This is a genomic window from Streptomyces sp. NPDC059861, from assembly GCF_042731435.1.
Lineage (GTDB): Bacteria > Actinomycetota > Actinomycetes > Streptomycetales > Streptomycetaceae > Streptomyces.
Genome location: NZ_JBHWJQ010000026.1, coordinates 23,301 through 35,904 on the forward strand (window position 1 = coordinate 23,301; position 12,604 = coordinate 35,904).

Consider the following 12,604-nt stretch of genomic DNA (forward strand, 5'->3'; position numbering starts at 1 on the left):
CGTTCGAAGGGGTGGTGAGCGTGAAATGGCCTGGGCTGTGAGGAGGTGGAGCGGGTCAGGCCTTGGCGCGGCGGATGTCGATGTTGCCGTGCCGGGTGCGCGCGCGGACCTCGACGGTGTCCTCGCTCTCCTGCGGCGTCTCCGACGCGGTGAGCGTGTTACGCACCTGGCCCGACCCCGAGTTGACGTCGAGCCAAGCGGCCGTACCCTCGCGGATGCCGACCTCGATGGAGCCGTAGGAGGTCTCCAATTGGACGGTTCCACGGGTCACTTCGCCCACCCGCAGGGTGCCGTGGGCGGTTTTCGCGGTGACCGAGTCCTCGGCGCGCGCGATGTCGATGTCGCCGTTCGCGCCGCTCACACGGAGTTCGCCGGTCGCGGCGCCGACGGTCGTGGTGCCGTGCGAGTTCTTCAGTACGGCCGGACCGTCGACGTGCCCGACGCGCAGGCTGCCGGAGCTGGTGACGATCTCGGCCATGCCCTCGACGCGGTCCACCGTGATCGAGCCGTGCGACGCGGTCAGCTTCAGCGGGCCGGTCGCATCAAGGCGGACGTCGCCGGAGGAGGTCTTCACACGGACCTCGCCGAGCCGGCCCTCGCCGAGCACCTGTGCCCAGGCGCCGGTCATGTCGACACGTGAGCCCGTGGGCAGTTCGACCGTCACGTCGACGGTGCCGGTGCGGCCGAACAGGTTGGACTTGGGTGTCCTGACGGTCAGTGCACCACTCGCGTACGTGACCTCGGTCTGGCCGGCCGCCCGCACGTCCAGGTCCTTCTTCGGGTCGCGGGGCTGCACGTCGACGACGGTGTCATGGCGGTCGCCTGCGATGAACTGGATGGAACCGGCTTCCACATGCGCCGTGGCCGCGACCGGTTCGGGAGTGTCGAAAGTAGGCATGGCTGTCCCGTCCTCTTGAGTCCTTGGGCCGTCCCGGCTGGTGGGACGTGGTGTGGGTGAAGTGGTGAGGTGAAGTGGTGAGATGAGGTGCCCGGGTTGAAGTGCGGGCGGTGAAGTGGTGCGGGCGGGTGTGGGGTCAGCGCACCCAGCCCGTGAAGCTCTGCCCGATGGTCTGGGCCTTCTGCGGCGCGGGGGGCCGAGCGCCACCCTCGACCGCGGCCGACACGGCTCGCACGAGCCACGCGTTGACCGACAGGCCCTCGCGGGCTGCGGCCTCCTCGGCGCGCGCCTTGAGGTGGCCCGGCAGACGCAGATTGATGCGTGCGGTGCCGCCCTCGTCGCCGTCGGCCGGGGGCGAGGCCTTGAACGCCTCCACCGACATGGCCGGCTCCGCGGGCGCGCCGCTGCCGGTGGGCGGCGGCGTCACCACGAAGTCGGGATCCAGCCCGCGCAGCCGCACATCCACCGAGCCGGGGGCCAGCTCGCGGGTGATCTCGTCCATCGCGGCGGAAAGCACGTGCAGCATGACCAGACGCGTCGCCGACTCCAGAGGAGCGGTCAGTCTCTCGGCCAGTTCGCGGGCGTCCTCCCCACCGGCCTCGGCGGCCACCGCAAGCTCACGGCGAAGGGTGTCGACATACGGGGTCAAGTCCATGACGCCATGATGGCACCACCGTGGCATCACGCGCAAGCCTGAACGGCGCCTGCTACGGATTCGCGTCACGGCAGCGGCTCTCACCTGCGGAAACGTGAGGGATGCGATCCGCGCCACCATGGCGCCAAGCGCGCTCTCCCACCTTGAGATGCGCAAAATGACGGCGGATGGCGCCACGTGGCACCTCCATGGCACCGGAATGAGCCGAACCGCAACCGCATGGCACCAGGTAGCACTCCTCGGCATCAGCTGACGCCATGCGGTCTCGCGAGGCGCGGCCGCCCCCGCCACCGTGCCGGGGCCATCCGCACCGGAGGGTGCCCGGAGTCAGAGCAGTTCGACGGCTTGTCGTTCGAGTGCCGTACTGGCCTCGACGATGCCGGCGAGCTCGTCGAACAGGTCCCTGCGCTGTTCGGCGTCGGGCGCCCCGTACTCCTCGGCAAGCGCGTCGGCACGCGCGCCGAGAGCCCGGATCTCTTCCCTGGCTTCCTCGCCACGGGCCATGATCACCTGCATCCGCCGCTCGCAGATCTCCGTGTACGCGCCCAGGCCGGACACGGTCTCCAGCGCGAGGGAAGCCACGCGCTCCCAGCCGCGGGCCGACTCACGGAACAGGGCCGCGGCATCGGACCGGCCGAAAAGGTCCAGGAAGTCGGCATACAGCGGCCGAGTCGCCCCCGGCGCCGTGTACTCCATCTCCAGGCACTCATACAGCCTGCGCACCCCGTGGAAGAAGGGCACCGGCCCCCCGAAGCGCCGCTCCCACCCCGTCTTCGTCCTCGTGTCGCGCAGCTGGGCCGCGAGCTTCCCCATCCCGGAGAATCCGAAGTTGACGTCGAACTTGTTGCCGAGGACCGGCCCAGCGAGATGCCCGACGGTGGCGGCGATCGCACCGTCGACATCGGGAACCCCGGTGGCCGGCCCGGTCGGCACGATCATCTGGTGGCGCCCCTTCTTGTAGGCGGACCAGGCGGCGCCGAACTCCTCGGCTGCGATGGCATGCGGGGCAGCGGCCTCGTCGTCGACGCAGAAGGTGTCGCCGTCGTGACCGGCGACGACGACCGTGTAGGCGTCGGAGCCGAACCCCGGCTCCATCCCGTGCCAGGGCAGCCGTGACTTGTCCACGGCGCAGAACACCGGACGGCCCGCGTCCAGGGCCTTGCGCAGCTTGGCCCACTGGGGCTTGCCGCTGTGCTGGACGTCGTACGGCACGCGCAGCCGGTCGAGGGCCGTCTGGACCCACGGCTCCGGATGGTGCTGGGCCACGATCGTCAGCAGCGGCGGCAGGTTCTGGTACTCGAAGACGAAGTACATGAAGCCGACGCCTCCGGCCAGACCGGCGACCAGCGCCTCGTCGTGGACGCTGCCGAGCGCATGCCGGATCAGGGACGCCTCGTGATGCTGGTCGGTACCGAACTCGGCATACACCAGTCCGTCGCCCCTCACGGACACCTGCGCCCTGGCCGCCTTGGCCAGCGCATGACGGCGGGCCGTGGTGTACGACTCCCCGGTGCGAGCCATCCGCTCACGCACCAGCTTCTTGAACCCTCGCTGCTCCGTCACTGCCCATCCTCTCGGGGTGGCCGGCACGAGCCCTCACGCAGACCGTCACCGTCACCCGGAAGGGAAGACACACAACGAAGGAAGCCACACCTACGACGACACGAAGATCACCTTTGCCCCCGCAGCGCCGGGTGGCGTGAGCACTCGGTCCAGGGGTCGGGCGCGCAGGAGACGCCGCGAGCACGCTATCCCGCCGCTGGTCAGGCGACAAGCACGCACTCGGCATGCGCAGCCGCCTTGCGTAAGGGCCAGGCGCACCGAGGAACTCGCCCGCGCCGTGACGAGCGGCCCGGGCGAGCGCGGTCACCGAATCGGGGAATACCCTTTTGTAGGGATACGGGGCGGAGAAATTCGCGTCCGGCGATCAGGGCTCCGCCCGGCTTCTGGCTGGTGCACGAATCCAATAGGTGCGTGAAGTGACATGAGGCTTCCACGTGACCAGAGACCGGCACCATGGGTACACCACACTCTCGGTGCCGGTGACACGGAGAGCGGCGACCAAGGGACGCCTCCGGATTCGGAACACCCCACCGACACGGACTCGGTGCCGGTGGGCCTGAGCGGCCTGCCGCGGCCCGTGGCGGCGGTGGTGGCCGCCGGTGGCGTCCTCGGGGCGGCGCATGTGGGTGTCGGGTACGCGCTGGAGCAGCGCGGCTTCGCCCCGGACATGATCGTGGGCACCTCGGTGGGTGCCCTCAACGGCGCCATCGCGGCGGCGCACCCCGACAAGGCCGCTCCGTGGCTCGACAACGTGTGGTCGCAGTTGCGTCGCCGCGACGTGTACCCGTTCGGCTACGCGTCGTCACGGGTGAGCCTCTTCAACGACCGGGGCCTGCGTCGGCTGATCGCCGGGTCCGGGCTGCCCTCCCGGATCGAGGACCTGGCGGTCCCGTTCACCGCGGTGGCCATGGACCTCGCCACCGGCGCTCCGGCGTTGCTCGACCACGGGGACCTCCAGTCCGCGCTGCTGGCCAGCACGGCGATCCCCGGGATGCTGCCCCCGGTGGACCGCGAGGGCCGCACCCTCGTCGACGGCGGCGTGATCGCCTACGTTCCGGTCCTTGCGGCCCTGCAGGCCGGGGCGGCCAGCGTCGTGGTGCTGTCCGCCGGGCCGGAGAGCTCGCCCTTGAGCCCGGACATCCCGCGTCGGCGTGCGAGCGCCATCGCGGCCCGGGCCGGCCTGCTGCTGTTGCACCATCAGATCCAGCGCGACCTGCACGAGGTGTCCCGGCACATCCCGACCGTGCTGCTGCCGACCGGCATCGAGACGTGGCCGTCCCCCTGGGATTTCGGCCATACCCAGCGGCTGATCAGCACCGCGGCGCGGACGGCGGGGCACTTCCTGGACGGTCTCCGCATCGACGGGCCGGGCCTGTACCGGGTCGACGCCCCCGTCACAGCATCGGCCGGCCCGGGCGGGGCGGTATTCATCGACCCGGGCGCGGCGGGAGCGCCCCACCCAGGCGCGGCATCGAACCATCCGGGCCCGACATCGACCCACCCGCCCGCGGCACCCACCAGCCCGGGCGGTGCACGGAACGGTCCAGCCGGGCCTCCAGTCGGCCCCGGCGAGCCGCCGCCCCCCTTCGTCCGGGGAGGCGGTCAGTGAGCACCCTCGCCTTCCTCAACATCGGCATGCACGGCCACATCAACCCGACGTTGCCGATCGTCGCCGAACTCGTCCGGCGCGGCCACCGCGTCACCTACCACACCTGGCCCGCATTCCAAGCGGAGATGGAGGCCGCCGGCGCGGCGGTGTACCTCTGTCCCGGGGGCGCCCAGGCGATGCCCGACCCGCCGATGCCGGTCACGCTGATGGAGGCGCTCGCCCGGACGACCGTCCAGTTGCTCCCCACCGTTCTGACCGACCTGCGCGGCATCCGGCCCGACCTGATCGTCCACGACAACGCCTGTCCGTGGGGAGCGATCGCCGCCCGCGAGCTCGGCGTGCCGGCCGCGTCGTCGTTCACGACGTTCGCGTACAACCGGAGTGTGCCCAGCCCCACCAGCGCCTCGTGGGCGCTGCTGGCCTCCGCGGCGGCGCACACCCGCAACGTGCGGGGCTACCTTCGCGCACGTCTGGAGCTACGCCGCCGCTACGACACCAGGACACTGCCCCCGCTGGACCTGGGAAACCTCCGTCAGGCCCTCAACCTGGTCTACACCTCGCGAGCGTTCCAGCCCGGCACCGAGGACATCGACGCCTCCTACCACTTCGTCGGACCCAGCATCGGCGCCCGGCCGACCGACCCGTCCTTCCCCCTCCAGCACCTGCGCGACCCCGTGCTGTACGCGTCGCTCGGCACGTTGTTCGACGCCGGTCCTAGGACGCTGCGCGCTTTCGCCACCGCGCTCGCCCCGCTGGGCGGCACCGTGATCGTCTCCACCGGGCACACCGATCCCGCCGCGCTCGGCCCGTTGCCCACCCATGTGATCGCCCGTCGCTCCGTGCCGCAGCTCCAGGTGCTGGACCGGGCGGCCCTGTTCGTCACACACGGCGGCATGAACAGCGTCAACGAGGCCCTTTACGCCGGGGTACCGATGCTGGTGGTTCCCCAAGGCGCCGACCAACCGCTGGTGGCCCGTCGCGTGGCCGAGCTCGGCGCCGGTCTGTCGCTCCGCAACCACGACGTCACCGAGGACTCCGTACGCGCCCTCGCCCGGCGTCTGCTCGACGAACCCCGGTTCCGGGCGGCCGCGGCCACCTTGCGGACGGCCCAGCACGACGCGGGCGGCTACCGGCGTGCCGCCGACGAACTCGAGCGCCATCTGCGGGTGTCCGGCCCGGTCGGCCGCCGGCTCCGGCTACGGCTGCCCTTGATCCGTCACAGCGGGGCCGAGTGATGTCACCCGTCGTCGTCATCCTGCTGCTGCTCGCCGGAGTCTCGGAGGCCGCCGGGCGCCTCGTGCCCCTGGCGGTACGCCGCCCTGGCGTGTCGCGGACCCATTTGATCAGCCTGCTGATGACGGGTGGCGTCGTCGAGGCGGTCGTGTTCGCGCTGTGGCCGCTGACCGCGTGGACCCTGGCCGACCTCATGCTGCCCGCTCCGGCGCCGGTCGACGGCCTGTTGTGGACCCCCGGCCTGGTTGCGCCGCTCCTCTTCGCTGCCGTACTCGCGTTCCCCTTGCTCGGACCGTTGTTCCACCTGCTGCTCCTCGTAGGGGTCGCGGTGACGCTGACAGGACCCTTCGCCGCGGCGACCGGCCTCGACTGGTGGAGAGCCGCCGAGTGCCTGGCCGTCGCCGGAGTCGGACTCGGACTCGCCGTGGAAGCCGTCCGGCGGCTGGTCGCACGGCTCAGCGCGCCCCGGACGCCGGAGGCGGTCGCGTGAACGAACTGCTGCTCTGGGCCGGCGGTGGAATCGGTGTCGCCCTGATCGCCGAGGCGCTGCTCGCCCGCTACGAGGTGCTGGTGTACGGCGCCGGCTGGCGGACGCCGACCGCCGAACTCCCGGACGGCACCCCCTACGCGCGGGGCGCGTCCCCCGACGCCCCTCCGGCCGCGTACCTGGTCTACCTGGACGGCATCGGCAAACGCCGCATCCGCGACAGCCGGGACGGCGGCGAACTGGTCAGGGCCCTGCTCACCAAGGCGCCGGAGCTGCGGGTCCTGGGACAGGTGCAGCCGTACTCGCCGTTGGCGCACCCGCTCGCCGACCGGCCGGTGTGGGCGTGGCTGCGCCGCCACGCCGGCCTGCTGTTGTTCCTGCACAACGTGATGCAGATCTTCGTCGCCGCGGACCGCCGGTATCGGCCCCTGTACAACCGCGCCGTCGGCGGTCAGATCGCCACACAGCTCCGGCTCGCCGGCTACCAGCCGCGCAGCGGCGTCCCGGTGGTGCTGCTCAGCTACAGCGGCGGCGCCCAGGTCGCCACCGGTGCCGTCGACGAACTGCACACCACGTTGCGCGCCCCGCTCCTGCTGCTCACGATCGGCGGATTCCACAACGGCGCCAACGACATCACCCGCGCAGAGCACCTGTATCGGCTCACCAGCGCGAACGACCGGATCGAGCGGGCCGGCACCTGGATCTTCCCGCAACGCTGGCCGTTGTGCCGTTACAGCAGCTGGAACCGGGCCCTGCGCGCCGGGAAGGTCACCGTGCACCGTCTCGACCCGGCCACCCACGTCGGACCGCTCAGTTACATCAGCTCGAAGGCCCGACTGCCCGACCGCCGCAGCCACTTGGAGCGCACCACGGACACCGTGATCAGGGTCATCCGCGCCCGCGAGGAAGCGAGCACGCCCCCGGCGGCGGCCGGAGGTCTGGCGTCGGGAGACGGGGTGGCCTGAGGTCTCGTGCTCGCCGAGGACCGGGACCGGCGCGAGCGGCCCGGTGGATCCGCCCCGCGATCAGCGCATGTGGGTACCGCCGTCGATGTCGAAGGTGGCGCCCGTGGCGTAGCCGCCCTCCTCGCTCACCGGGAACTCCACGAGGGCGGTGACCTCCGTCGGTCTGCCCATCCGTCCGACGGGGACAGCCAGGGCCACCCCCGACTTCGCCACCGCGCCCAGTTCGTCCGCCACAGGCGTGAGGACGGCGGCCGGTGCGACGGCGTTGACCGTCACGCCGTGCGCCGCCGGCTCCCTGGCGAACACCTTGGTGAGCACCAGGACGCCGGCCTTGGCGGCCTAGTAGTGGGCGCCGGCGTGAATCCCGCCCTGCCGGCCCGCCAGGGGACCTCTTCCGCCACCGTCACCTTGCTGCCCGTGCCGCGCATCCCGCCACGTGCCACACGTCGTCGACAGTCAGGACGGACGCGGGGGCCAGCGCCATGCCGCGCTCCTGGCCGCCGGCCGAGGACGACGGCGCCCGAGCGGGCGGTCGCCTTCCCTAGGGCCCGCCGGTCGCCGGGAAGGCCAGGTGTGCAGTGCCGCGCCGGTGCGCCGGACGCGCGGCCGCGCGGAGCCCGTCAGGTCTGCGGGGCGGCAGTCGGTGATCCGCCCCCTTCACGGTCGGGGTCCGCGCCCCGGCGATCCCTGGGATCGCGCGATCGGGGCTCACGTGGGTCGGATTCCTGTACGGCCCGCCCCTTCGTGCCCGGCTTTCCGGAACCGGCGGCTTCCCCTCGCATGCCGGGCAGTCCGGGTCCGTCCTCCGTGACGCCGGCCGCGGCGGAGCCGGACGTCAGCACCAAGATCTCGTCCTGGCTGTCCCACACCCGCCGTTGCGACTTGCCGGGACAAAGACGCAGACCGTGCGACGGCGAGCCGGGCTGTGCGGGGGCGCGGTATCCGAGGGCGCACTCCCCGCGCTCCAGGGCTGCCGCGACGACCGTCGCGAAGGGCGTCTCCGCACCGGGCCTGACGTAGTGCGGCGCCGGGCGAAGAGCCAGTGCGCCTCCCCTGGCGGCAAAGATCTCGTCGAACACCGCCGCCAGCTCCGGGCTGTGGGAGATCTGCGCCATCAGCAGTGCGGTCAGTTCGCCGCGGATTACGGCGTCGGACGCCGGGCCGAGCGGGGCCAGCGCCCGGCTGCGGGGGTCGCGCAGCTCCGCCACGACGGGCAGGGCACGGCCCGATTCCTCCTCCCAGGCCCGCAGCATCAGAAGCGTCAGCAGGGTCCGGTCGTCGGGCCGCTCCGTACCCGTGCCCTCGTCGGGGCCGAGGACGACGACACTGTCGTAGCCGAACACGTCCAGGACGCGCAGGAACTCGGGGCGTGCCAGGTCCCCTGTGTGACGGTTCACCGTCAACCGTTCGGAGGCGGGACCGCTCCGGGGCGACTCCGCGTCCTCCAGGTCTTCCGCCGGGCCCGCGGTCGGTCCGCAGTCCGGGTCGGTGACGACGTCCACGACGGATCCCGGCGGTGAGGTTCGGCGCAGGATGTCGATGAGCAGAGGTGCTCGGCGGTTCCAGCCGAGCAGCAGCACCCGCGTCGGGGCCGGCGGCCGATGACGCGGGGGCCACCACGAGCGAAGCGTCGACGTGCTCGCGGCAGTCGACCGGCGGGTCCGCCCGCTCGTCGCACGCCACGACCACGAGCCGGTCTCCGGCCTCGAGGAGGGTGCCCGGTGCGGGAGTGACGGCGGACCGGCCGCCCGCCCGCAGGAACCCGACGACGCAGCACGCCTCGAAGCGCAGTGCGATGTCGGCGTACGAGCCTCCCGTCAGTTCCGGGACGTCCACGACGTGGAACTCAGCACCGGCGAAGTCGAGGAGGTCACCCAGCGCCGCGGACAGCCCGGGGCGCCGCGCCGACTGCACCAGCAGACGCGCGGTGGTCAGGTCCGTCTCCAGCACCGTGCCCCGTGGCCCGGCCGCCAGCCGCGCGGCCGGCAGGAACCGGTCGTCGCGCACCGCCGCGACCACCGGCGGCCCCGTCTGCGCTCCGAGCAGGGCCCGCAGAGCCATCAGGACGCGGACGACCTCCACGTCGGCGCCGGCGTCCTCGGACGGCAGCACCAGCACCGAACGGGCCGCGGCAGGTGTGACGAGCGCCAGCGCCTGGGGGTCCGCCGGTGAGCCGGTGCGGCAGACCAGCCGGGCCTTGCCGACGACGCCGAGGACGGCGGTGAGGGCCGCCTCCATCTCGGCGGTGTCATGCTCGGCCAGCACGGCGACCACGCCCCGCCGGCGGCCCGCCGCGGCCGCGACCGTCTCGGCGATGACCGTGAACGCCTGGTCGGACCAGCCGAGTACCACCGCGTGATCCTGTTCCAGCACCGTGGAGCGGCCGCGGCGCAACTCCGCGAGTCGGTCGCCGAGCCCGGTGGTGATGACGCCGATCAGCGTGGACACGCACAGCAGCGCGATGAGCCCGAGCAGCCCCGCCAGCAGCATCCGCAGCGGCGCGCCCGTGACACCGCCCAGACGCAGGGTCTCCGCGCTGGTGCGCCACACGGCGGTGAGCCGTCCGGCCAGGGTCCGCGGTGCCGCGGGGTCGGTCCACACCATCAGCGCGCTCACCGGCAGGACGACGGCAAGGCAGCACGCGGCCAGCCAGCCCATCAGCGCGCCCGTGCTGCGCGCCAGAGTCCTGTCGAAGAGATAGCGCGCCCTGTCCCGCAACGAAGCAGGTCGCTGCCGCCCCACCACATCCGCCCCCTGCTGTCGCCCTCGTACCGGTTCCGGGGTTGCCAGAACCCCGCTCCCGTTCCCGAACGAAGCGTGCGGGCGACGCGGCAGCGACACGCCGTGCCACCGGCACATTCACCCTTTCGGTCAAGCCGGTGGCACGAAGAGGTGGCCGGGTGCCCTTCCAGGGGCGTGCAGGTGATGTCGCACGGTCAACGCGCAGGACCGCTCGCTCCTGCCGGCGGTGGCTCGGTGGAGCGCGGCAGCAGCGTGCCGTCCACGTACAGGTCGACGTGCTCGTTGTAGAACGCGATCATGCCCGCGATCCGTTGGGCGTGAGCCGTCGGGAAGTCGTAGGCCCAGGCGATGTCCTCGTGGGTGGCGACCTCACTGTCGAACGACCAGTAACCGCTCGTCGTCCCCTTGTACGGGCAGCTGGTCACCGTTTCCGTCGGGCGCAGCCGGGTCAGGTCGACGTGCAGTCGGTCAAGGTAGTAGCGGGTCGGCAGGCCGGTCTCGAACAGCTTCACGCAGTACGGCGCGTCCGCCAGTACGACCCCGTCCACCTCCACACGGACACTGCTGGAGGAACGCAGCGCGTCCACCCGGGAGTACGGGCTCCTGGGGTGCACGAAGACCGGCTCGTCCTCCTCGAACCAGGCGTCCAGCGCGTCCCACTCGAAACGGACCGTACCGCGCAGGGGCTCCGGAGCGCCGTCGTCCCAGACCCACGCAGCACCGCCGCGGACCTGGGATCCGACGTGCAGGGAGTGCCGCCGGGCGGGCCAGGCGCCGCGCTCCTCGGCATGGTCGTCGTCGGTGAGCACGCCCCCGACCAGATCCTCGGCCGGGATGCTGAACTGGGGATACGCGGGCCACTCCCATACGTACAGCGCACGCCGGGTGTCGAAGACGACGCGGCCGTCGATCTCCCCCCGAATGCGCCTCGCCACGGGCTCGACGTGCCCGACCGGGACGATCAGACCCGGATGCAGCACGCTCTCTTCGTTCATGGTCAATCACCTCACTCCACTTGCTCCACAGCGCTCCACCGCTCCACCGCCCGGCTTCTTCGCCCACGGGAGGCCTACCCTGGCCGGACCTGGACCTGTCACCTCTCAGTGATGACCGGACACGCGGTGGATCTGTGACATGGGCATCTCATGGGAGTCACCGACCTGGCCGAAGGTCACAGCTCGACATTCCATCCGGCCGCGTGTCACAAGTTTGGTCGCTGCCTGGTCTCTCTTGGTGAAGACGACGTTGAAGGATGCTCCAAGCACGTCTCCGGGAGGATCCCCCTCGTGCAGGTCGAAGAGGGGAATTCGGAGAGTTACAGACCGAAAGAAGCACCCGACATGCTCAAAGACCGCAGCCGGAACAGGCTCTCCCTCGCGAGCCCGTTCAACGCGCCGAAAGGTGTCTACATCATCGACCCGGTACACAGTGTGATCGGGTTCTCCGTCCGGCATGCCGTCTTCTTCGACGTCCGCGGGAGGTTCAACTCCTTCGAAGGGATCCTCAAGCTCGGCGGAACGCACCTTTTCCGTAGCGCGGCGTACATGAGCATCCAGACCGAAAGCCTCGACACACGTGATCGAGAGAGGAACGCGCACCTCAAGGGCCCCGCATTCTTCGACTCCTCCACGTACCCCTTGATGACGTTCCAGTCGATCGGAATCACCGGCGCAGGTGACGAAGGCTTCCGCCTCGACGGAAACCTCAGGATTAGAGACGTCGAACTACCGGTCCCTGTCCACCTGGAGTTCGGCGGGGCCGCGCAAGACGGGCGGGGGAAGTACCGGGTCGGGTTCAGAGGCAAAGCCACCCTGAGCCAGTCCGACTGGGGGCTCACCTGGAATGCGCCGACCGGACCAGGACTCGCACTCGTCGACGACAGGATGTCGCTGATCATCGACATCTCCGCAGTGCGAATGGATCCGACAGTCCCGGCCTGACCAGCCAGGACTCACCTCAAGACCAGGCCGCGCCGTCCGACGGGCGACGGGACGACCGGCCTGCTCGCGCCGCACCGTGGGGACGGAGGTCGGCGCGCGCCCCGGCCGGGCGGGGTACCTCTGGAGCGGAGAGGTCCCCCGCCCGGCCGAACAGGGCACCGGCACCGGCACAATCCAGGCCGATACGGTGGGGGAATCCCTGAGGCGACTGGTAAATCCACCGCCAACGCCACTCGGTCGAACGCCGCCTCATCCGCCTCGGGGGACTCGGTCAGCGAGTTCCCGTCAGCTCACGCACCGTCGCGCGATCAGATCACCCCTCGACAACGAGAACCGATCCCCGGGTGAGCGCGATATCATGGCTGACGCCAACCCCATGCGGCAGCACCCGCAGTAAGCCCCTCGTCGAGTTTCCTTTTGCCCGGCCGAGGTCCAGCTCGACGAAGAGTCGTCATGCGATCCGTCCGTCGCCCGATCCCGGGCCCGGCCGGGAGCCGCTCGGCGAATTCGCG

At 71.3% G+C, this 12,604-nt stretch carries 11 protein-coding genes and 2 pseudogenes; 6 read left to right on the forward strand and 7 right to left on the reverse strand.

What is annotated here, in order from left to right; translation table 11 throughout:
- Positions 1 to 55: 55 nt before the first annotated feature.
- The 3 genes from ACFV6X_RS22515 to ACFV6X_RS22525 form a co-directional block, all read right to left on the reverse strand.
- Positions 56 to 898: a DUF4097 domain-containing protein gene (locus tag ACFV6X_RS22515; RefSeq protein ID WP_385386089.1), complete on the reverse strand. Its 843-nt coding sequence runs from the start codon at positions 896 to 898 to the stop codon at positions 56 to 58.
- A 136-nt stretch (positions 899 to 1,034) separates the two neighbouring features.
- The gene (locus ACFV6X_RS22520; protein ID WP_385386091.1) at positions 1,035 to 1,553 is read right to left on the reverse strand and encodes a toxin-antitoxin system HicB family antitoxin; all 519 of its coding nucleotides are present in this window, start codon (positions 1,551 to 1,553) and stop codon (positions 1,035 to 1,037) included.
- Positions 1,554 to 1,880: 327 nt separating this feature from the next.
- The gene (locus tag ACFV6X_RS22525) at positions 1,881 to 3,116 is read right to left on the reverse strand and encodes a BtrH N-terminal domain-containing protein (protein WP_385386092.1); all 1,236 of its coding nucleotides are present in this window, start codon (positions 3,114 to 3,116) and stop codon (positions 1,881 to 1,883) included.
- Between the two features lie 544 nt (positions 3,117 to 3,660).
- Here ACFV6X_RS22525 and ACFV6X_RS22530 point away from each other — a divergent pair.
- Genes ACFV6X_RS22530 through ACFV6X_RS22545 form a run of 4 tightly spaced genes read left to right on the forward strand, consistent with a single transcriptional unit; the run spans position 3,661 to position 7,410 of the window.
- A complete protein-coding gene (locus tag ACFV6X_RS22530; RefSeq protein ID WP_385386094.1) occupies positions 3,661 to 4,725 on the forward strand; it encodes a patatin-like phospholipase family protein in 1,065 nt (354 codons plus the stop codon).
- Complete coding sequence (locus ACFV6X_RS22535; RefSeq protein WP_385386096.1) at positions 4,722 to 5,960, forward strand: macrolide family glycosyltransferase; 1,239 nt, start codon at positions 4,722 to 4,724, stop codon at positions 5,958 to 5,960. The genes ACFV6X_RS22530 and ACFV6X_RS22535 overlap by 4 nt, the downstream gene beginning before the upstream one ends.
- Complete coding sequence (locus ACFV6X_RS22540; protein ID WP_385386099.1) at positions 5,960 to 6,448, forward strand: hypothetical protein; 489 nt, start codon at positions 5,960 to 5,962, stop codon at positions 6,446 to 6,448. The genes ACFV6X_RS22535 and ACFV6X_RS22540 overlap by 1 nt, the downstream gene beginning before the upstream one ends.
- A complete protein-coding gene (locus ACFV6X_RS22545; RefSeq protein WP_385386101.1) occupies positions 6,445 to 7,410 on the forward strand; it encodes a hypothetical protein in 966 nt (321 codons plus the stop codon). Before ACFV6X_RS22540 ends, ACFV6X_RS22545 begins: the two co-directional genes overlap by 4 nt.
- Before the next feature lie 60 nt (positions 7,411 to 7,470).
- Here ACFV6X_RS22545 and ACFV6X_RS22550 read toward each other — a convergent pair.
- The 3 genes and pseudogenes from ACFV6X_RS22550 to ACFV6X_RS22560 all read right to left on the reverse strand — a co-directional run.
- Positions 7,471 to 7,737, reverse strand: a pseudogene (locus ACFV6X_RS22550) (SDR family oxidoreductase); the annotation flags it as partial.
- A gap of 293 nt (positions 7,738 to 8,030) precedes the next feature.
- A complete protein-coding gene (locus ACFV6X_RS22555; protein ID WP_385386226.1) occupies positions 8,031 to 8,912 on the reverse strand; it encodes a hypothetical protein in 882 nt (293 codons plus the stop codon).
- A 214-nt stretch (positions 8,913 to 9,126) separates the two neighbouring features.
- A pseudogene (locus ACFV6X_RS22560) lies at positions 9,127 to 9,900 on the reverse strand (NAD-binding lipoprotein); the annotation flags it as partial.
- Here ACFV6X_RS22560 and ACFV6X_RS22565 point away from each other — a divergent pair.
- Positions 9,836 to 10,111 (forward strand): hypothetical protein, encoded by a 276-nt coding sequence (locus ACFV6X_RS22565; RefSeq protein WP_385386228.1) that lies wholly within the window; start codon positions 9,836 to 9,838, stop codon positions 10,109 to 10,111. The pseudogene ACFV6X_RS22560 and the gene ACFV6X_RS22565 sit on opposite strands and share 65 nt — an antisense overlap.
- 235 nt (positions 10,112 to 10,346) lie before the next feature.
- On the opposite strand, the gene ACFV6X_RS22570 is transcribed toward ACFV6X_RS22565, so the two are convergent.
- Complete coding sequence (locus ACFV6X_RS22570) at positions 10,347 to 11,147, reverse strand: DUF427 domain-containing protein (RefSeq protein WP_385386103.1); 801 nt, start codon at positions 11,145 to 11,147, stop codon at positions 10,347 to 10,349.
- 150 nt (positions 11,148 to 11,297) lie between these two features.
- Between ACFV6X_RS22570 and ACFV6X_RS22575 the strand changes: the two genes are divergently transcribed.
- The gene (locus ACFV6X_RS22575) at positions 11,298 to 12,092 is read left to right on the forward strand and encodes a YceI family protein (RefSeq protein ID WP_385386105.1); all 795 of its coding nucleotides are present in this window, start codon (positions 11,298 to 11,300) and stop codon (positions 12,090 to 12,092) included.
- Positions 12,093 to 12,604: the final 512 nt, after the last annotated feature.